Genomic DNA, 19,077 nt, shown 5'->3' on the forward strand with positions numbered 1-19,077 from the left:
GCGGAACGCGCCGAAAACCTGAACAAAAACAACCGACTGACCAAAGCGCACCGTGCGCCTTTTTATCTCGCCATCGTCCGGTTGTTCTGCCTGCCTCTGCCCCTTGTCCCCTCCATGACGCGCCGGAATGCGAGGGGATGCGAAGGACGGCCCGCACGCTCATGGGCGCTCTCCGGGGCTGGAGCGTGCGACGACAAGGGGCGAATCCAATGTCGCGGCCGGATCGGATGACCGCGCCGTGACGGAGGATCGGCTGTCGTCCGAACGCGCTTTGTCCGACCGCGAACCGGCGGGGCGAGCGTCGGCGGAACGCACGACGAAGATCGCCGCCTCGCGCCAGTCGGGTGGCGGATCGGCTCGCCGGACGGACGTTTCGGGTGCGACCGCGCCGCCGAGAACCGGCACGAGCGCGGCGACATAGGCCCGCGTTTCGGCAGGCAAGGCGCGGCCCGTCGCACGATGATCGTCATAGCGGCCGGGACCGGCGTTGTAGGCCGCGAGCATCGCAGGGACATTGCCGTAGCGGTCCCACATTTCGCGCAGATAGGCCGCGCCCGCGATGATGTTGTCGTGCGGGTCATAGGGATCGCGGCCGAGACGGTAGCGGACGCGCAAGCCTGCCCATGTGTCGGGCATGACCTGCATCAGTCCCAATGCGCCCGCCGAGGAGATCGCGCGCACGTCGCCCGCGCTCTCGGCGCGCAGCACGGCGCGAATCCAGCGTTCGGGAATGCCGAACCGCTGCGCCGCCTCGGTGATGTGGGCGGCATAGGGATCGGCGGCGGATGGACGGGCGACCGGCGCGGTCTGCGCCGTCGCCCCAGTCGGCCCCGCGCAGAAGGCGAGCACGCCGAGGGCGGCGAGAACGGCGCGGCGACGTGCCGATCCGGCCCGGCCAACACGCCGGGCCGCGAGCATGGAGAGGATCGGAGCCGGCATCGGTCAGCTCCGGTCTTCGCGCTGCCGGGGCCGCTTCCAGGCGAGCCGGAAGGTGCGGCCGTCGTCATCGGCCTGGAACAGCGCCGGACGAAACACGGTCAGAAAGAGCGGGCTGTCGATCTCCAGGGCGATGTAGTCACCGGCGCGTTCGCCAACACGTTTCCACGCCGCGCCGATCTCGGCGCCGTCCTCGTCATCGAGGTGGATGCGATAGGCCGGCGCGTTTTCGGCGTCGCTTGGATCGATGCCGACGAGCACGATCGCCTCGTCGATGCCGAACAGCCGGACGCGGCCGGCATAGCCGTTGGCGGTCGGTTCAAAGAGATGGTTGGGCATTGCAGTCTCCTTCTGGTTGGTGGGCTGGATGGTTGGGGGAATGCGAAGGCCGGGCGCCGCGTCAGCGCGTCGGCGCGCGCCACTCGAAGCGGCCGTTGCCGCCTTCATCGGTCCACAGCGGGACCGCGTGGCCGATGATCCGGTCGGTGGAGGTCAGGCCGAAGTAGCGACCGTCGAGGCTGTCGCGGACCTGCCAGTTCATGAGGAAGACTTCGCCGGTCTGGATGCGGCGGCAGCCCTGCCAGACCGGCAGTTCCCGGCCGATGCGGTCGCGCTCCAGCGCCGCGCCCATGGCGATCCCGTCCACGGTGATCGCGCGGCCGGTTCGGCAAACGGTCTGTCCGGACACGCCGAGCACGCGCTTGATGAGCGGCACGCCCTTGGGCAGATAGCCGCGCTCGGCCATGAAGGCGGCGAGCGGTTCGGGCGCGTCGACCGCGACAAGATCGGTGACGTCGAACGGCCCGTCGTAGTCGATCGTATAGAGGCCGATGGGCGCGCTGGCCGAGGCGTTCCACAGGAGCTTGATCGGCGTCGGCGTGAGCGTCGGATAGCCGATGCCCAGCGTGGCGAGCGCCATGACGGCGATGAGGCTGGCACGCGTCATGGCTGGACCTTCCTGCGCAGGAGGAAGGCGCGATGCTGTTCGAGCGTATAGGCGCGTGGGCGTTGAGCGGCGGCCATCCGGTTGTGGACGTGCCGCCAGTGGTCCGGCGAGACCGAGTCCGCCTCGATGCCGATCGCCTCGATCGCATCGACGTGGCGCAGCACGTCCTCGACCTTGGGCCAGCCCTCGATCTTCAGCAGGATTTCGCCGCCCGGCCGCACGAAGGGCAGCGTTTGGTAAGCCTCGCCCGGTTCGATCGCGCGCACGATGTCGATGCGCGAGATGATCGAGCCGAAGTCGTTGGAAGCCCAGCGGACGAAGGCGAAGACGGTGTTCGGCCGGAAAGAGAGAATGCGCTGGCGGCGGTCGACGATCTGTTCGTTCGCCGCCTGGCCAAACCTGATCCAGTATTCGATCTTCTTCTCGATCCACGTCAGTTCGACGCGGGTCATGCGATCATGGGAGAGCGCGGACGGCATCGGGCCGCCGCGCACGCGGGGGGCCGCGGTGTCGTTCATGTGGGGTCTCCTGGTGTCGGGAGAAATTCGCGCGACAGCAGCTCGCGCAGCATGTCGGTGACGGTGACGCCGCGCCCGAAGGCTGCGATCTTGATCCGGCCGCGTAGCTCAGGCGTCACATCGATGGTGAGCCGCGCCGTGTAGGCGCTCGCCTCGGCGGCGCGCGGCGGGCTCTCGGCCGTCTTGATCCACTGTTCGGGATCGGCCGGGCGCGTGGCGAAACCGCGCTTTTCGGTGCGGGCCGTCATGACGCGCCTCCGCTGCCGAAGGGCAGCAGGGAGGGCAGCCGTGAACGGGCGCGCTCGGCCATGTCGGGATCGATCTCGCAGCCAATGTAGCGGCGGGCGGACAGCCGGCAGGCTTCGCCGGCCGCGCCGGAGCCTGCGAACCAGTCGCCGAGCAGCCCGCCTTCCGGGCAGCTCGTGCGGATCAGGATTTCGAGCAGCACCGACGGCTTTTCGGTCGGATGAATCGCGTGGCCGTGGCAATTGCGCAGGTAGATGACCGAACGCATGATGCGCGGCCCGCCGTCCTGGCTGACATAGTGACCGGCGTCGATCTGGCCGGTATGGGGAGGACGCTGCTTTCGGCGGACTGTGCGTGCCGTCGCATCGGGCGTGGTCTGGACGTCGTTGTAGATGTCGCGCCAGGCCGTCTCGGCCGGATAGAACTGCACGGCCAGCTCATGCACGCGCTTGAAGCGATCGGCATGAAAGCTGGAGCCGTTCTGCTTCTCCCAGACGATCTCCTGCGCGATGCGCAATCCAGCGTCCGAGAAACTGTCGGCGGTCGCCATGAAGCTGCGCAGCGAGCCGAAGACCCAGATCGAGCCGGTGGGCTTGAGGGCGGCGCGCGCCAGCGCCAGCCAGCCCTCGACGCGCCGATCCCAGGCAAGCGAGGTGTCGCCATAGGGCGGATCGGCGAGGATCATGTCGAAGGGGCCACGCGGCGGCATGAGTTCGCGGCAGTCGCCGGTAAGGACGATCATGAGCCGTCCCTCCCGATACGCAGCCGCCCGATCTCGGATGCGAGCGCAGCGATCTCGCGGGCGGCGGGCGAGCGGCTGTCGATCTCCGAGGCGAGCCGCCCGGACTGCGCGGCGTCGGCGAAGACGATGCGCTGGCCGATGGTCGCGGCGAGGACCGGCGGATCGTGATCGGCAAGCGTCTCGGCCGTCTCGCGGGCGATGACGGTGCGCGCGGCGCAGCGATTGAGAACGAAACGGGCGACGAGCTGCGGCCGGTAGATGCGCGCTTCCGCGAGGAGCGACAGCATTTCGGCCGAGGCCCAGCCATCGAGCGGCGACGGCTGCACCGGGATCAGCACGAGGTCGGCGGCGAGCAGCGCTGAGCGCATGAGGCCGGCGACGCGCGGCGGGCCATCGATGACGATGTGATCGGCATCGCGCGCCAGCTCGGGCGCTTCGCGGTGGAGCGTATCGCGCGCCAGGCCGACGACGCCGAACGCGCGTGGCAGGCCCTCGCGGCTGCGCTGCTGCGACCAGTCGAGCGCCGAGCCCTGCGGGTCCGCGTCGATCAGCGTGACACGCTGCCCGCGTCCCGCGAGTTCACCGGCGAGATGGAGCGCGAGCGTCGTCTTCCCGACGCCGCCTTTCTGATTGAGAAGCGCGACGATCATCGGCGTTCCCCCGGCGGATCGAGGGGGAGCCGGGGCGCTTCGGGATCGCCGCTCTCGGACGTGAGGATGTCGCCGGAGGCCCTTCGGGGACAGGCTTGCGCGGTCGGAAAGTTCTTTTTCGCGGCTACGTTGAGGCTTCTGGCGGCGCCGCGGATGAGCTTTTCCACATCGCGCGCGCGCTCTTCAAAGTTAGATTCTTGGTTAGACTCTAAGTTAAGGGCGCGAATCCGCCTGCGATTTCCAGACCTTAAGGCCGGTTTCGGTTCCTGATAGCACGAGCCTCGGGTTCCCGATGGCACGATAGTCCGGGTTCCCGATAGCACGAGCCCGTCCACAGGTTTTCCACAGGACGGGAGCGGCTCGAAGGCGAGCAGCGTGCGCCCGCCGATCTCCATCTCCAGCGACAGGACATAGCCGGGCAGCGGCTGGCGCCGCACGATATCGCGAAGCTCGAACGCGAAGCGTTTGAACGGCGACAGACTGCCGGATTTGACGTGGAGGTGGCGCAGGTCGAACCGCCAGCCGTCGCGCTGGCGGCCGCCGTGCTTGCGCACGATGCGGTAGAGCCAGCGGTCGAGGCCGCCGGTGAGATCGAAATAGGCCGGGTCGATGGTGAGGATGAGCGCGTCGTCGAGGACGGCCTTGTAGAACCAGTCGGGGACGATCAGCTCGATGCCGTCCGGCCGCCCGTGGCGGTCGGTGCGCTCCTGCCATTCGTTGATCCACGAGAAGCGGTGGCGACGGCCCTCGACCGGCTGGCGGATCGATGTCGAGATCGTGGTCGATTGCAGCCGGTCCAGCGCCGCCTTGAGGCGTTGATAGTCGCGCAAGCTGGTGCCGCGTCCGACATAGGTGAGGATTTCATAGGGCGTCGCGGCCATCAGCCTGGAGGTGCGCAGCCCGTTGTCGCGGGCTTCCACGATCTGGCTGGCGGCCCAGATCAGGATGTCGGCGTCCCAGATCGTGGCCATGCCGTGATCGGGAACGGCCTCGACGCGGATCGTGATGTCGCCGGCCGAAAAGTCGATCGGGGCGACGCGATGGGATTTGGAGAGGGAGAAGAAAGGATAGGCCATGAGATCCTGCGCGTCTCGTGGCGCGAAGTCGCCGGGGAGCGCGCGAAACAGATCGAGCTGCCCACGCTCCGAAGGGTCACGACGCCGCACCACCATGAAAGGGACCGGCCACGATCAGCGTGCGTATCGGCCGGCGATCTGGCCGGTCGGCAGCGTCTGGCGCTTTGCGGGAAGCACGGAGCCGCGCGGATCGGAGGTCGAGGTGACGGCGCCGCGCTCGGCCCAGGTTTCGAGATCGTCGACGGCATAGACGACGCGCCCGCCGAGTTTGCGGTAGGCCGGGCCGGTGCCGTAGGTCCGGTGTTTTTCGAGCGTGCGGGCGGACAGGCTGAGAAACTCGGCAGCTTCCTTGGTCCGCAGGTAGCGTGGCGGGATCGCGGTGATATCGGGTCGCATGGGGCGGGCCTCCGTGGGGTTGCTGGGCACCGCTGGCGATCAGCGGCTGACAGCGACCACGGTGGCGGAGGAAAGCCGGCGGGAGGGATGGGGAACTTGGGGTGGCTGAAATCCCCACCCCTGCCGCGGAGTAGGCTAGACGCGACGGCGATGCCGGAGCAGGCGCAGATAGCCTCCATCGATGAGCGCCATTCCGGCTTCGACGAAGGCGATCGCGGCGTCGCGGAGTGGCGATGTCTTCCAGGGCTCTGTATCGACGCGCGCCGCGCCATAGATCGCAATGGCGATCTCGCGATAGGTGGCGCCGTTCATGCGGCCGTCTGCGGCGCGGAGCCTCAGACGAAAGCGGCGGCGTTGATCGACCGTCATGCGCGTATCGGGCAGCGGCGGGCGCCCGAGCCAGGTGCGCGCGAGGCGTGTTAGCGCATCGATGCGATCGAGGATGTCATCATCAAGTGGAATGACGGCAGCGAGTTGATCGCCCGGAGACGTACCGGGAAGGAGCAGAACCTGTAGATCGTGTTCGGTAAGACTGGAATATGACCCTTCGGGGCCGTCACGCTCCGCGACGAACCTGTCGGCGAGAGCATTTGAGGTGGTGGGCAGGAAGTTTGGCCGCTCCGACAGCAAGACCACGGCTGGATCGCTCGACGGCGACCAGATCACCTGTTGTTGCGCGGCGGAAAGACCTGGTCTTGCCGGGAAATCGCAACCCCCAACGCTGCTGCTGCTCGCGAGGCAGCGGCAAGGTTTCGGTGCGGGCGCGGACCAGGGTGGCGTACTGGTCCTGATAAGGATGGTGCCTGCGAAGGCATTCCCAGGCGAGGCCCTCGATCGGCAGAGCATCGAGGAAATCGTAGCTGCGGTCGTTCCGCCAGTCTGATGTATCGGGCCTCATCGCATCAACTCCCCGCATGGTGCGTGCAAGTCGAGCGCATTACTTTTGCCGGGCCGGGCGTAATTTGGAAGCTTGGGGGAGAGCATCGGGTGATGTCGAAAGGGCATCACGCCGCCTGCCGGCCGATCAGCCGTGCGCCTGTCGAAGAAGGTGCCGATAACCGGTATGCGTCATCCAGCGAGCACGATCGAGATGGCTGTCATGGATGCGTCGGCACCGTTCTGGCTCGCGGGCAGGATCGAGGCCGAACAAGACCTGCACGGCTTCCTCCCAATGGGCGCCGTCGGCGACCGCATCCAGCAGACGCATGTAGAGCTTGACGTGCGACCTGTCATAGTCGGTGAGATCTTGTCCGGACGGGGCGAGGTCATCGAATGGCTCGATCATTATGCCGACTCGGTAGATATGCGACGTATGTCTATTAACCAAGATTGATCCGAAATGGATCGACCGCGTGCACCAGCAAGTCTTGCCGGTCGCGGATCAGCGCGAGGGATTGGATCGAGTGGGATTGTTTCCGCGATCATCGACCAATAGCACTCCTTGCCCTCGGTCGGTCGACAGGAAGACGATGCCAGCGGCTTCAAGAGCCCTGCGTGTCTGATCGCGTGTTGCCTCATACACCTCGAGCCCGCTTTCGGATTCGAGGCGCTTGAGTGCGGTCAGTGCTATGCGGGCCTTGTCAGCGAGCGTCTCCTGCGTCCAACCCAGCAACGCGCGTGCGGCCCGTGATTGTCGGGCGGTGATCATGCATGATCACCTCCCATTCGGACCTACGCGCATTCCAGAACTACGACTATTTTAGTCGTCGTTGCTCTATTTTGCCAGTCTAAAGACGCTGCATGAAATCTGCGGCGACGTGGTTCCGGTGCAGTGATTCGCGGGGCTGCGCGGTATCGGGGCGCCTGAAAGGCGGTCTCGGCCCGCAGCGCGCCGACGACCGCGTTGTGCGGGCGGCGTCCAAAAAGTGGAGGGGCGGATGATCCGCCCCGTTTCACGCGAAGGGATCGATCTCGGAGACGATGGTGTCATCGTCGCCGTCATATTCCGTGGCGGGCATCACGCTCATGGTGCCGTCGCCGGCGCGGAAGATGACGATGGCGACCATCAAGGTGGAGGCGAGACTGGCGGCGTAGGCGTTGGCAGTTGCGAGGGTCATTGTCCGGCTCCCGATTTTGGCGGGGACCATTCCCCGCTCGACGGGCGCCCGAAGTGTTTTGGGCTCGGCCGGGGTCATCGCGCAGGCGAAGACGAAGCGACCGCACGCTTGCGTAGCGGACCCCATGAGGGTTGACCCTGGAAGGCTGGGACCGGAACCAAGGTTAAGCCACAAGAACGGGGTGGTTTCCGCTTGCCGGAGCCGGTTGGCCCTGCATTGCCCTTGCCGGCGCTGCCCTGGCTCGCTGCCTGACGGTCGCGATCGTCCGCGGTTGTCTATGGTCCGCGTGATGCCCGCCGCCGAATATGCGCCTCGCGTGCGCCGGTCAGTTTGATCCCTCTGCGTAAAGCGGCACGCAGCATTCAGGGGCCGCAACACAGGGCGGCGTCGGTCCTGGGCGAACATGAGAAATCCCGGCGGCTTTCGCCGCCGGGTCTTCGGCCGTCCGATCAGAACGGGATGTCATCGTCGTCGATGAACTTGCCGTCGTCGTTCTCGGTCTGCTTCGCCCGGTTCAGGAAATCGACGGTCTCGGCGATGATCTCGCAGCCGTAGCGGTCGTTGCCCTGCTGGTCGGTCCATTTGGTGTAGTGGATGCGGCCGCGAACCAGAACCTTCATGCCCTTTTCGCAATGCTCCTCGATCGTCTTGCCGAGGCCGTTGAAGGCGGTGATCCGGTGCCATTCGGTGTCGTGCACCCGGTAGCCCCTGTCGTCGCGGACCACCTTGCCTTCCGAGTAGCGCGGGCGCGAGGTTGCGAGGGTGAAGTGGGTGATGCGGGTGCCGCCCTGGGTGGCGCGGGTTTCCGGGTCCTGGCCAATGTTGCCAGCGAGGATGACGATGTTCTGCATTGTAGGTCTCCGTTGCTTCTCGGAGGAACCATTCCCTCCGACGAGACCCGGCCAAGGCCGTCTGGATACTCCTGCATCGCCGCCTTCGGCGGCGGCTTGACCCCCAAGGTCCGGGTGGGGCGGGCAGCCGCGCTTGCGCGGCAACACGGCCGGAAACCGCGGGGGTTGCCGGAAGGAAACAGAACGGACTTAGGGGATCAGTCAGTCGGAGGGAATGGTGCTTCCGTAAGCCCGACGGAGACCGGGTCAGAACAGCATCCTTGCTGGCCGCAGATGAGACAGGGCCAGACGCACCGCCCCGGAGGCGCTCCGGCCACGCCCCGTTCGCCTGTCGATCCGCGCCCCGGCTTCGGAGGCAAACCGGGATTCCGCGAGAACAAGACGCCTGCCGGGGTGTCCGCACCAATTGCCGGATCATCGTTTTGACGGCACGAGGCTCGCTTCAGAGCCTTGCGGATGGCATGAAGGTTCTGGTTCGCAGCGCAGCTCGTCGCGCAACCCACTGGCCGATCAGCACCGCGTCGACCGCCGCGCTCGCAGATCTCGCCCGATGCCGACGCACCGGGCCGGACGGCGCGACCGACACGGCGATGGCGCATTCAGCAACCCGATGAGATTTTGTTCTGACCGGACGGCGGGGGGCTTGGCGTGAACGCTGCCGGGATGGTCATGGGAGCGATGGATCGCTGCCGCTCCGTGTCAGCGATTGAAGCCGAATGGCGGAAACGCGCCATAGGCGTGGTTCCGGCGCAGCCGAATGAGCGGCCCGAAGGGCGACACCCATCCTTCCTGGCCCATGCCGCGAGCATCATCAGAACAACACGATCAACGCGAAAGCGCAGCCGTTCCGACCGAATTGAGGTTCAGCACCGCCGCTATGCCGATGACCAAACCGCCGATCCCGCCGAGGATATTGATGGCGATGGCCGAGTCGATTACGTGCTTGGTCACGCCATGAACCAGCGCGTAACCGGCGATCACGGCCGGAATGGCCAAGACGGCGAGTGCGATCAGGCGCAAGGCCGGGTTTTTGGCAAAGCCAAGCACGGCGATCACCAGCACGACGGAGCCTATGGCCGCACCGATGGCCGCAAGGGCGGAAAACCAGAAGCCCGAGCCGGTCGCATAGACATATTGGAACGCGGTGATGCCCGTCATCACCGGTAGCGCGTAGATGGCGAGGTGCCAGGCGATCACGCAGAAGGTGATGGTGAGCGAGATGGCAAGAAGGATCAGCGTCATGGAGACCTCCACTTGAATGGTTGAGGATCACGACAGGCTGCCCGAAGATACGCTCCGCCTGCGACTATGCTGCGTCGCCGGTTCTGCAAGGAAACATCATAAAAGCCTTCTCATTGCCGCGTCGTCAAGTATTGGCGGCTGTCGCAGCCGCCTTTCGGCGGCGCTTACGCGCCGCCGTCGAACTTCATGACCGGGATGCCGAGCTTGCGGGCCTTGTCCGCGAGATTGTCCTGAATCCCGGTTCCGGGGAAGTGGATGACCCCGATCGGCATGGTGTCGAGCATCGCATCGTTGCGCTTGAACGGCGCTGCCTTGGCGTGCTTGGTCCAGTCGGGCTTGAAGGGGATTTGCGTGACCTTGCGGTTGCTGGCCCATTTCGCGGCGATGAGTTCGGCGCCCTTCGGGCTTCCACCGTGCAGCAGCACCATGTCGGGGTGCTTGGCGTGAACCTGATCGAGCTTGGCCCAGATCAGGCGATGGTCGTTGTAGTCGAGACCGCCGGTGAAGGCCACTTTCGGGCCGGGCGGAAGGAGCACCTCGTTCTCGGCCTGCTTCTTCGCGGCGAGGAAGTCGCGGCTGTCGATCATTGCGGCGGTCAGGTTGCGATGGTTGACTATGGAACCCGTGCGCGGCCGCCAGACGGAGTGGGTGTGGCGCTCGAAGTATTCGGCGGCCTGGTCGCGCATCAACTCGAAGGCGTCGCGCCGTTCGAGAAGGGTCTGGCCCTCTGCCGTCAGGCGCTCCAGTTCTACGGACTTCACCTCCGAGCCGTCCTGTTCCCTCTGAAGGCGGCGCTGCGCGACTTCGTTGTCGTCTAGCTCGCGTGCGATCCGGTCGCCCGCGCGCTGGAAGAGGTTGACCGTGCCCCAGAGCAGTTCTTCGAGGTCGGGTTCGAGGCGGGTGTCCGAGAGCGCCACCACGAGGGCGTCGAAGATGTCGGCGATGCTGCCGGCCACGACATTGCCCTCGGGGAGCGGTCGCGGGTCGGGTTCGTCCTCGAAGGGACGGTAGCCGTAGAGCGCCAGTTCCTGAAGGACGTGATCGGTCGGGGAAGATTCGTGGTGCGGCTCGTAGTCGGTATCGTGGTGTTCGGTCATGGTGGTCTGCCTTCGGCTCGTGGCCGCGCCCATCGCGGCCTTCGTGGCGACGAAAGGCGGCGGGCGGGACGGACCTGCACCGGACGCGCAGCGGGAGGCCGGAACGCAGAGGAGGATGACGGGGGCCGGCGATTTTGCCTCGCGATGCAAAGCGCCCCTTGGGGCGCGGCGGAAAATCGTTGGCAACCGGCATTGCCTGTCCGGCCCGCCTGACGCCCCGATCGCCCTCTCAGAAGGCCGTGGGTGTGGCCTCTCCGCGCCGGAGGCAGATCGCCATGGCTGAACCGGCCCCACGATACCGCGTTGCCGCTGCACCTGACCGTGACCGATCAGGCCGCCAGCACCATGAAGCGTGCTATGTCCTGCGAGACGATCTGGTCCCGCAGCCGTGCCGCCAGTGCGTCGTGGCCGAGGAACCTGAGATCTTCGTTGAAGTCACCGAGCCGTGGCGTGAGCACGACCGCCTCGATCCCGACCGCGCTCGCACGCTCCGTCAGGGTCGCCATCGCACCGTCGCCGGCCGGATCGTTGTCGCGGGCGATGTAAAGCCGCCGCAGCGTCGTCGGGAACAGGATGGCGCTGAGATGGGCCGCCGAGAGCGCCGCCAGAGACGGCATAGCGGGCAGAACCGTGCGGACGGACAGCACCGTTTCGATGCCTTCGCCGGCCGACATCACCTCGCTGCCCATGCCGAAGCGGACGGCGTTTCCCAGGAGATCACCCATCGCACGCCGGGGCGTCTCGATCGGCGCACGGCCAAGACGCGCCTCGGTGAAGCCGCCGGGATCGAGCCAGGTGCGGTGCGCGCCCGCAATGGCGCCGGCGGGGTCGGTGACGGCAGCGATCATCGCCGGCCAGGTCTCGGTCGGCGCGTTCTCGTCGGCCCGATAGTAGCAGCGGGGGTGGAAGCGCAAGGCTCCGGTTTCGTGCAAAGCCGTAATGGCGCGATTGTGCAAATACGTTTCCACGAGCGTCCGGCCGATGGGCTTCGCCATGGCAAGGAGCCGTCGCGAGGCTTCGGGCGATCCTGCCGGCACCGATGCCGGTCGCCAGCCACGATCACCGTGTTCGGGTTCGGGATGCGGCAAGGCCAGGAAGGACCGCGCCTCGTCGGCAATGTCCTTGAAGTCGATCAGCCCGCAGCTTTCGCGGATGACGTCGAGAAGATCGCCATGCTCGCCAGTTGCGGAATCCGTCCATTTGCCGGCTGCGCCCTTGCCGGTTTCCGGCCCGGCCAGCCGCACGAACATCGACCGGCCCGGCGTGTTGCGGACGTCGCCGACCTGCCAGTATCGTCCGGCTCGGTGGCCGGACGACAGATAATGACGGCAAACCGCCTCGGCGTGTCGGCCGAGACGGATCGCCAGTTCGGAAGCTGCGAGGCGAGCCATTTACGCCGCCTCCCGCTCACCGATGCGCTCGACAGGCCAGCGTTCGAGCAGCTTTGCGAGCACGATCGGCCCATTGGCGTCGACCGGCACGAACATGCGCAGCTTCCACGAGATGATTTCGTGGAACAGGCCATAGACGGTGAGCCGCTCGCGCATGGTGTCGGTGAAGCCGGAGAGTTCGATGCGGTTCGCGCCCATGACGCGAGCGCGCCGAAGCTGAAGGCCCTCGGCGAGATCGAGGATCGTGCGACCGTCCGTCAGCGCCATGAAGGCGTCATCGGGCGTGAGCGCGATCGTGCCGGTCGTGGTCGCGTTGGCGGCCCAGGCCGGAGAGACCTTGCGGCCGATGATGCGCTCACCGTCATCGGTCTGGAGGCGATACACGCGCGTCGATTCATTCGGCAGGCGTTTCCAGATGGGGAGCAGCAAGCCGGTGACGACATGGATCGTGCTGTCGGCAAACTCCGGCACCTCGGCGATCTCGGCTCTCCAGGCGGCGGCGAACGCATCCTGATCGGCCTCGATCCAGTGCGTTTCGGCCATGGTCTTGAGGGGAATGTTATGCCCCTCCATCGGGCGCAGCAGGCGCACGCGGCGCTCGATCTCGCCATCATCGAGCATGATGCTGGTGGTCGGCACCTGCACGGCGGCCCGGCCGGAACGCTCGTTGACGAGGAGCTTCGCGCGCCGGTCATCGAGATGGCCGAGTGCTGCGTCCAGGGTCAGCGGACGATTGCGCTCGCGCTGCGTGATGGTGAGCAACCGCGTCTCGGCGCCGGTGCCCGGATGGACGTAGATGGTCTTGCGGTCGGTGACGGTGAACCGCTCGGCGGTCAGCGTCTCCAGCCCGGCGTCATAGGTTCCGCTGGTGATGGCGCCCTCGATGCGCGCCGTCAGCAGTTGCTCGAAGGCGGTGAAGAGGACGCCCTGAAGCTCGATAGTGAGCGCCAGCAGCCGATTGAGGAAGGTGGTGATCGGCGGCAGATCGTCCTTGATCCCGGTCGAATCCATCAGCTTCAGGCCGGTGGCTGACTCGAAGCGGTCGAGCGAGCAGCCCTCGACCTTGCCGCGCACCAGCAGCATGTAGAGCTGGCGCAGCGCATCGCGCGCATAGGGGCTTTCCAGATTGTCTTCGGGGCGGAACAGACCTTGCCCGCCCGTCTGGCGCTGGCCCCGCGTGATGGCGCCGAGCGTGTCGAGGCGGCGGGCGATGGTCGAGAGGAAGCGCTTCTCGGCCTTCACGTCCGTCGCGATCGGTCGGAAGAGCGGCGGCTGCGCCTGGTTGGTGCGGTGCGTGCGGCCGAGGCCCTGGATGGCGGCGTCGGCCTTCCAGCCGGGTTCGAGGAGGTAATGGACACGCAGGCGCGTGTTCCGCGCCGACAGCTCGGCGTGGTAGCTGCGTCCCGTGCCGCCTGCGTCGGAGAAGATCAGGACGCGCTTGTCGTCGTCCATGAACGCCTGCGTTTCGGCGAGGTTGGCCGAAGCCGCACGGTTCTCTACCACGAGCCGCTGGCCCTTGCGGACGATCCGGCGCGAGCGGCCCGTCACTTCGGCCACTATGTCGGTGCCGAAGTGCTGAACGATCTGGTCGAGCGCGCCGGGGACGGCCGGCAGGCTCGCCAGCTTCTCGATCAGCGCGGTGCGGCGGGCGACGGCCTCGCGGCATTCGACCGGCTGGCCGTCACGCATGACCGGGCGCGACGAGACCTTGCCGTCGCTGTCGGTGAACGGCTCGTAGAGCTGAACCGGGAAGCTGGTTTCGAGGTAGGACAGGACATATTCGCGCGGCGTGATGTCCGCCCGAATATCGTTCCATTCCTCTGTCGGGATGTCGGCCAGACGCCGCTCCGTCAGCGCCTCACCGGTCGAGACGATCTGGATCACGGCGGAATGACCGGCTTCCAGATCGGCGGTGATCGACCGGATCAAGGTCGGCGTTTTCATCGACGTGAGCAGATGGCCGAAGAAGCGCTGCTTGGCGGACTCGAAGGCCGAGCGGGCGGCGGACTTCGCCTGCTTGTTCAGTGTGCCGGACGATCCGGTGATGTTGGCGGCCTCCATCGCCGCGTCGAGATTGTTATGGATGATGGCGAAGGCCCCGGCATAGGCGTCGTAGATGCGGGTCTGCTCGGGCGTCAGCGCGTGCTCGACCAGCTCGTATTCCACGCCGTCGAAGGAGAGCGAGCGGGCGGTATAGAGGCCGAGCGCCCGAAGGTCGCGCGCCAGCACCTCCATCGCCGCGACGCCGCCGGCTTCGATCGCCTCGACAAACTCGGCCCTGGTCGAGAACGGGAAATCCTCGCCGCCCCAGAGGCCGAGCCGCTGGGCATAGGCGAGATTGTGGACGGAGGTGGCGCCGGTCGCCGAGACGTAGGTGATGCGGGCGTTCGGGAGCGCGTGCTGGAGGCGAAGCCCGGCGCGGCCCTGCTGCGAGGCGGCGACGTCGCCGCGTTCACCCTTACCTCCGGCGGCATTCTGCATCGCGTGCGCCTCGTCGAAAATGATGGCTCCATCGAAATCGGAGCCCAACCATTCGACGATCTGCTTGACCCTGGAAACCCGCTCGCCGCGGTCGTCGCCCCGTAGCGTGGCGTAGGTTGTAAATAGGACGCCTTCGGGCAGCGTGATCGACCGCCCTTGCGGGAAGCGTGACAGTGGCGTGACAAGCAGGCGCTCCATGCCGAGCGCGCTCCAGTCGCGTTGGGCGTCCTCCAGCAGCTTGTCGGATTTGGAGATCCAGACCGCCTTGCGCCGGCCCTGAAGCCAGTTGTCGAGGATGATCGCGGCGGACTGGCGGCCCTTGCCGACGCCGGTGCCGTCGCCGATGAAGAAGCCGCGCCGGAAGCGCACGGCCTTCTCGGCATCGTCGCGCGCGGCCGAGACGAGATCGAACGTCTCGTCCACCGTCCACGAACCGGCGAGATAGTCCGAATGGGCTTCGCCCGCATAGACCAGCGTTTCGAGCTGGGCGTCGGACAGGAGATCGCGGATGTTGGCGGGGAGATGCGGGTAATAGCTCGGCTTCGGCGGCGCGACGGACGCCATCGCCGCCGACTGCACCAGCTTGGTCGGGTGAGCCTGAGAGCCGGAAATACGGATCGCCTGCAATCCGTATTCTTCATAGATGGCGTCGGAGATACGGCCATCGTCGGTGGTTCCGGCTTCGGGCAGCGTGTCGACGATCTCATAGGCGAGCGCGACGCCTTCCGGCTCGGCCGCGACAGCGGCGGGCGCGATCCTGGCGGCACGGTTGAGATAGCCGCGCACGCTGCGCGCGGCGGCGGGTGCCGCGGTTGGAACGATGACGGAGGGATCGACCGGCAGGCGCGGCGAAAGATATGCGCCGATCCAGTCCATAAGGGTCGCGGCATCCGGCGCGGTGCCCGGCGAGACCGGGAAGACCGTGGGATCATCGGCGGGCAGCTTGTCGATGACGGTGAGCCGCGTGGCGAAGGTCGTGCCATGCTTGGCGTAAACGCTGCCGTCGATCCCGGCGGAGAAGACGACGCGGCCGCGCTCCTGCAGACGGACGAAGGCGTCGGTCCAGGCCGGAGCTTCCGGGCCGAAGTTCGAGCCGGTGATCGCAACGAGGCGGCCGCCCGGAGCCAGGCGCGCGAGCGCGGAGGCGACATGGCGGAACGCGGCGTCGGCCACGCGGCCCTCGACATGGACCATGGCCGAGAACGGCGGGTTCATGAGCACGACAGACGGAACGGTGGCGGCGTCGAGATGATCGTCGATCTGGGCCGCGTCGAAGCGGGTGACGGGAATGGTCGGAAAGAGAGAGGAAAGAAGCGCGGCGCGCGTGTCGGCCAGCTCGTTCAGCACGAGCGAGCCGCCGGCGATTTCCGCGAGGATCGCCAACAGGCCGGTCCCTGCCGAGGGTTCCAGCACGCGGTCGGCGGTCGTGATCGCGGCGGCAGTCGTGGCGACCAGGCCAAGCGGGATCGGTGTCGAGAATTGCTGGAGCGCCTGGCTCTCCTGCGAGCGGCGGGTATGGGTCGGCAGAAGCCCGACGATCTTGCCGAGCAGCGGGAGTGCTGCGACCGGAGAACCGGCTTTGCGGAAAAGCGCCTTTCCGTATTTGCGCAGGAACAGGACGGTGGCGACCTCGCACGCCTCATAGGCGGTTTTCCAGTCCCAGAGGCCGGTGGTGTCCGAACCGCCGAACGCCGTTTCCATCGCCCCGCGCAGGGCGACGGCATCGACACGCGCGCCGCGTTCGAGATGTGGCAGGATCAACAGAGCGGCCGCGTGGACGGCGACGGCGGCATCGCCGGGCGCTGCGAGCGGCGTCGCCGGCAGCGTATCGGCAAGGGGAAGCAGAGCGTTCATCGGGAAATCCTCGGGAGAGCGGAAACGGGCAAGCCCGCCGGCGCTCTCTCTCGGACCGGACGGGCTCAAACCCGTCCCGGCCGCTCTCTATCTCTCAGTGCCTTGGGGTAAAGACTGTGGCCATCCCGAAAAAAGCGCTCCACCAGATGGCGAGGCGCATGTATCGATCACCTCCATGAAAGCGCAGCGGAGGGCGGCTTGCGGTCGCTCCGCGCCATTTCGGTCACTTGGCCGCGACGAGAGCGACTTATCCGCCTTTCAGCGTAAGGATCGGGGATCTGCTTCGGCCGTCTCACGAGCGAGCATGTCCGTGATCGTGGCGATGATGCAGATCGGGATAGTGCGGATGGCGATGCACCAGGGGGGCATGCCGATGCCAATGGCTATGCGGTTCGCCGGCCGGATCGCCCGGACCATGCTCATGTTGATGATGCTCGTCGTGACTGTGCCGATGTTCATGCTCCATCGCTTCATGAACGTGGTCATGATCGTGCCGCTCGGACAGATGCAGCCATAGGCCGAAGCCCATCAGACCTCCGGCGATGAGGAGCGTCACCGAAATCGGCTCTCCCAAAATCAGGACAGCCAGCACCGCACCAACAAATGGGGCCAGAGAGAAATAGGCGCCTGTCCGCGCGGTCCCGAGGTGACGGAGAGCGAGGATGAACAGCGCGAGGCTGACGCCATAGCCCAGCAGACCGATCACGCCGGCAGCCACGACGATGCCTGCCGGCGGAAGGGCGCTGCCGTTGAGGGTCGCTATGATGAGGTTGATGGTGCCGGCAACCAGCCCCTTGAACATGGCGATCTGCACGGGATCGGCCGAGGACAGTTTGCGGGTGAGATTGTTGTCGATCCCCCAGCAGACGCAGGCGCCAGCGATCAGGATCGCACCCCATTGCAATGACGCCTGTCCCTGCCAGGACAGAACGACCGCGCCCATGAGAATGGCAAAAGCACCCAGGAGCAGCCGTCGATCGACATTCTCGCTGAACACGAGCCAGGCGATGCCCATCGTAGCGAGCCCTTCGAGATTAAGCAGGAGCGAGGCCGTCGCCGCGTCTGTCCGGGTCAATCCAAACATCAGCAACAGCGGCCCGAGCAGCCCTCCGGCCAGGATGACCAAGGCGAGCCATGGCATGTCGGCACGCCGCAACGGCGCTTCGACGGCGGGCAGTTGCAGGACCGTACGCGATCCGTGGATGACGGCAAGGCCGAGACCGGCGCAGAGATAGAGCAAACCCGCCATCATCCAAGGATCGACCGATCCAAGCATGAGCTTGGCAAATGGCGTGCTGGCCCCGAACAAGATGGCCGACAGAAGAGCCAGAACGATGCCGATACGGTTCATCTCAACACCCCGCCAAAAACGAGACCAGCGACGGCGAGCAGCACGACCACGATCCATGGCGGCGACTTCCAGACCGTGAGGAGGAGAAAGCCAGCCAGCGCCAGAGCAAAATCGCGCGGGGAAAGCACGGCGCTTGTCCAGACAGGATTGTAGAGCGCCGCGCCAAGAATACCGACCACGGCAGCGTTCGCGCCACGCATCGCCGCCTGAGCCGCCGGACGCAGCCGCAGCGCGTCCCAATATGGCAGCATCCCATAGACTAGCAGCAGACCCGGCAGAAAGATGCCGATGAGCGCGATGCCCGCTCCGGCGAGGCCATTCGGCTCCGGTCCCATCACCGCGCCGAGATAGGCGGCGAGGGTGAAGAGAGGCCCCGGAACCGTTTGCGCCAAACCGTACCCGGCGAGAAAGGATTCATTGCTCACCCATCCAGGCGTCACGACTTCCGCTTGCAGGAGCGGCAGGACCACATGGCCGCCACCGAACACGAGCGCTCCGGAACGATAGAAGGCATCGAACAACGCAATCGCCTGATGACCAGAGGCGCTGGCAAGAAACGGAGGGATCACGAACAGCGCAGCAAAAATGGCCAGAGAGATTGCGCCACCTCTCCGCGAGACCGGAAAGCTCAGCTGGCCGGTGACGGCCGCGCCGTTGCCGCGACAGAACCAGAGTCCGAGGATTGCGCCGCCCGCGATCGCGGCGATCTGCCCGAGTGACCCGGAGGCGAAGACCGCGATGCCGATGGCGACGAGTGCGATCGCCGCACGTGGCTTGTCCGGCGTCAGGCTTTTTGCCATGCCCCAGATCGCCTGTGCGACGACGGCGACGGCAACCAGTTTCAGGCCATGGAGGAAGCCTTCCGCGAGAGGTCCGGTGAACGCGGCCGCGCCAAGCGCGAAGGCGAACAGGATGATCGCCGACGGCAGCGTGAACGCAAGCGATGCGGCGAGACCGCCGATCAGCCCATCGACGCGCAGCACGCCGAGCGAAAACGCGACCTGGCTCGACGCCGGCCCCGGCAGAAACTGGCAGAGCGCAACCAGATCGGCATAGCCGGCCTCGTCGATCCATTTGCGACGGACCACCAACTCGTCCCGATAGTAGCCGAGATGCGCAATCGGACCGCCAAAGGACGTCAGGCCGAGCTTCAGGAAAGCGAAGAAGACTTCGAGAACGGAGCCTTCGGCAGGGGCAATGGTCCGGTCGGATTCATCGTGCGCGCTCATCGCAAACTCCAAAT

Annotated in this window: 21 protein-coding genes; all 21 read right to left on the minus strand. The window is 66.4% G+C overall.

All coding sequences use genetic code 11. The features are described 5' to 3' along the window. Nucleotides 1-159 precede the first annotated feature (159 nt). The 21 genes from ACWH43_RS09485 to chrA all read right to left on the minus strand — a co-directional run bounded on the left by ACWH43_RS09485 (nucleotide 160) and on the right by chrA (nucleotide 19,063). Nucleotides 160-918 carry a lytic transglycosylase domain-containing protein gene (locus ACWH43_RS09485; protein WP_448153446.1) on the minus strand — a complete coding sequence of 253 codons (759 nt, stop codon included), beginning with the start codon at nucleotides 916-918 and terminating at the stop codon, nucleotides 160-162. A gap of 24 nt (nucleotides 919-942) precedes the next feature. Further along, entirely contained in the window at nucleotides 943-1,383 is a 441-nt protein-coding gene (locus ACWH43_RS09490; protein ID WP_260347817.1) for a DUF736 domain-containing protein, read from the minus strand. Beyond that, entirely contained in the window at nucleotides 1,337-1,882 is a 546-nt protein-coding gene (locus ACWH43_RS09495) for a S26 family signal peptidase (protein ID WP_260347818.1), read from the minus strand. The genes ACWH43_RS09490 and ACWH43_RS09495 overlap by 47 nt, the downstream gene beginning before the upstream one ends. Then, the gene (locus tag ACWH43_RS09500) at nucleotides 1,879-2,400 is read right to left on the minus strand and encodes a DUF2840 domain-containing protein (RefSeq protein ID WP_260347819.1); all 522 of its coding nucleotides are present in this window, start codon (nucleotides 2,398-2,400) and stop codon (nucleotides 1,879-1,881) included. The genes ACWH43_RS09495 and ACWH43_RS09500 overlap by 4 nt, the downstream gene beginning before the upstream one ends. Next, nucleotides 2,397-2,648 carry a hypothetical protein gene (locus ACWH43_RS09505; RefSeq protein ID WP_260347820.1) on the minus strand — a complete coding sequence of 84 codons (252 nt, stop codon included), beginning with the start codon at nucleotides 2,646-2,648 and terminating at the stop codon, nucleotides 2,397-2,399. The genes ACWH43_RS09500 and ACWH43_RS09505 overlap by 4 nt, the downstream gene beginning before the upstream one ends. After that, nucleotides 2,645-3,388 (minus strand): DNA-methyltransferase, encoded by a 744-nt coding sequence (locus tag ACWH43_RS09510; RefSeq protein ID WP_260347821.1) that lies wholly within the window; start codon nucleotides 3,386-3,388, stop codon nucleotides 2,645-2,647. Before ACWH43_RS09510 ends, ACWH43_RS09505 begins: the two co-directional genes overlap by 4 nt. Further along, nucleotides 3,385-4,038 (minus strand): ParA family partition ATPase, encoded by a 654-nt coding sequence (parA, locus tag ACWH43_RS09515; protein ID WP_260347822.1) that lies wholly within the window; start codon nucleotides 4,036-4,038, stop codon nucleotides 3,385-3,387. The genes ACWH43_RS09510 and parA overlap by 4 nt, the downstream gene beginning before the upstream one ends. Continuing rightward, nucleotides 4,035-5,210, minus strand: a complete 1,176-nt coding sequence (locus tag ACWH43_RS09520; RefSeq protein ID WP_260347823.1) for a replication initiator protein A — start codon at nucleotides 5,208-5,210, stop codon at nucleotides 4,035-4,037. Before ACWH43_RS09520 ends, parA begins: the two co-directional genes overlap by 4 nt. Nucleotides 5,211-5,228: 18 nt before the next feature. Further along, complete coding sequence (locus tag ACWH43_RS09525; protein WP_260347824.1) at nucleotides 5,229-5,510, minus strand: helix-turn-helix transcriptional regulator; 282 nt, start codon at nucleotides 5,508-5,510, stop codon at nucleotides 5,229-5,231. A 135-nt stretch (nucleotides 5,511-5,645) separates the two neighbouring features. Then, nucleotides 5,646-6,176 carry a DUF2285 domain-containing protein gene (locus tag ACWH43_RS09530; RefSeq protein WP_377785399.1) on the minus strand — a complete coding sequence of 177 codons (531 nt, stop codon included), beginning with the start codon at nucleotides 6,174-6,176 and terminating at the stop codon, nucleotides 5,646-5,648. Then, the gene (locus ACWH43_RS09535) at nucleotides 6,067-6,426 is read right to left on the minus strand and encodes a transcriptional regulator domain-containing protein (protein WP_311734771.1); all 360 of its coding nucleotides are present in this window, start codon (nucleotides 6,424-6,426) and stop codon (nucleotides 6,067-6,069) included. The genes ACWH43_RS09530 and ACWH43_RS09535 overlap by 110 nt, the downstream gene beginning before the upstream one ends. Before the next feature lie 108 nt (nucleotides 6,427-6,534). Continuing rightward, complete coding sequence (locus tag ACWH43_RS09540) at nucleotides 6,535-6,795, minus strand: DNA -binding domain-containing protein (RefSeq protein WP_260347827.1); 261 nt, start codon at nucleotides 6,793-6,795, stop codon at nucleotides 6,535-6,537. Between the two features lie 96 nt (nucleotides 6,796-6,891). Then, nucleotides 6,892-7,158 (minus strand): helix-turn-helix transcriptional regulator, encoded by a 267-nt coding sequence (locus tag ACWH43_RS09545; protein ID WP_260347828.1) that lies wholly within the window; start codon nucleotides 7,156-7,158, stop codon nucleotides 6,892-6,894. A gap of 244 nt (nucleotides 7,159-7,402) precedes the next feature. After that, the gene (locus ACWH43_RS09550) at nucleotides 7,403-7,567 is read right to left on the minus strand and encodes a hypothetical protein (protein ID WP_170138923.1); all 165 of its coding nucleotides are present in this window, start codon (nucleotides 7,565-7,567) and stop codon (nucleotides 7,403-7,405) included. Nucleotides 7,568-8,016: 449 nt separating this feature from the next. Then, nucleotides 8,017-8,418 (minus strand): single-stranded DNA-binding protein, encoded by a 402-nt coding sequence (locus ACWH43_RS09555; protein WP_260347829.1) that lies wholly within the window; start codon nucleotides 8,416-8,418, stop codon nucleotides 8,017-8,019. 825 nt (nucleotides 8,419-9,243) lie between these two features. After that, entirely contained in the window at nucleotides 9,244-9,660 is a 417-nt protein-coding gene (locus tag ACWH43_RS09560; RefSeq protein WP_260347830.1) for a hypothetical protein, read from the minus strand. 164 nt (nucleotides 9,661-9,824) lie between these two features. Next, on the minus strand, nucleotides 9,825-10,757 hold the full coding sequence (locus ACWH43_RS09565) for a DUF2493 domain-containing protein (RefSeq protein ID WP_260347831.1): 933 nt from the start codon (nucleotides 10,755-10,757) through the stop codon (nucleotides 9,825-9,827). A gap of 329 nt (nucleotides 10,758-11,086) precedes the next feature. Beyond that, on the minus strand, nucleotides 11,087-12,148 hold the full coding sequence (locus ACWH43_RS09570) for a DUF7146 domain-containing protein (RefSeq protein WP_260347832.1): 1,062 nt from the start codon (nucleotides 12,146-12,148) through the stop codon (nucleotides 11,087-11,089). Next, on the minus strand, nucleotides 12,149-16,483 hold the full coding sequence (locus tag ACWH43_RS09575; protein ID WP_260347833.1) for a strawberry notch family protein: 4,335 nt from the start codon (nucleotides 16,481-16,483) through the stop codon (nucleotides 12,149-12,151). A gap of 292 nt (nucleotides 16,484-16,775) precedes the next feature. Beyond that, the gene (locus ACWH43_RS09580) at nucleotides 16,776-17,834 is read right to left on the minus strand and encodes a DMT family transporter (protein WP_260347834.1); all 1,059 of its coding nucleotides are present in this window, start codon (nucleotides 17,832-17,834) and stop codon (nucleotides 16,776-16,778) included. Then, entirely contained in the window at nucleotides 17,831-19,063 is a 1,233-nt protein-coding gene (chrA, locus tag ACWH43_RS09585) for a chromate efflux transporter (protein ID WP_260347835.1), read from the minus strand. Before chrA ends, ACWH43_RS09580 begins: the two co-directional genes overlap by 4 nt. Between the last annotated feature and the right edge of the window lie 14 nt (nucleotides 19,064-19,077).

It is taken from the genome of Allobosea minatitlanensis, from assembly GCF_964020775.1.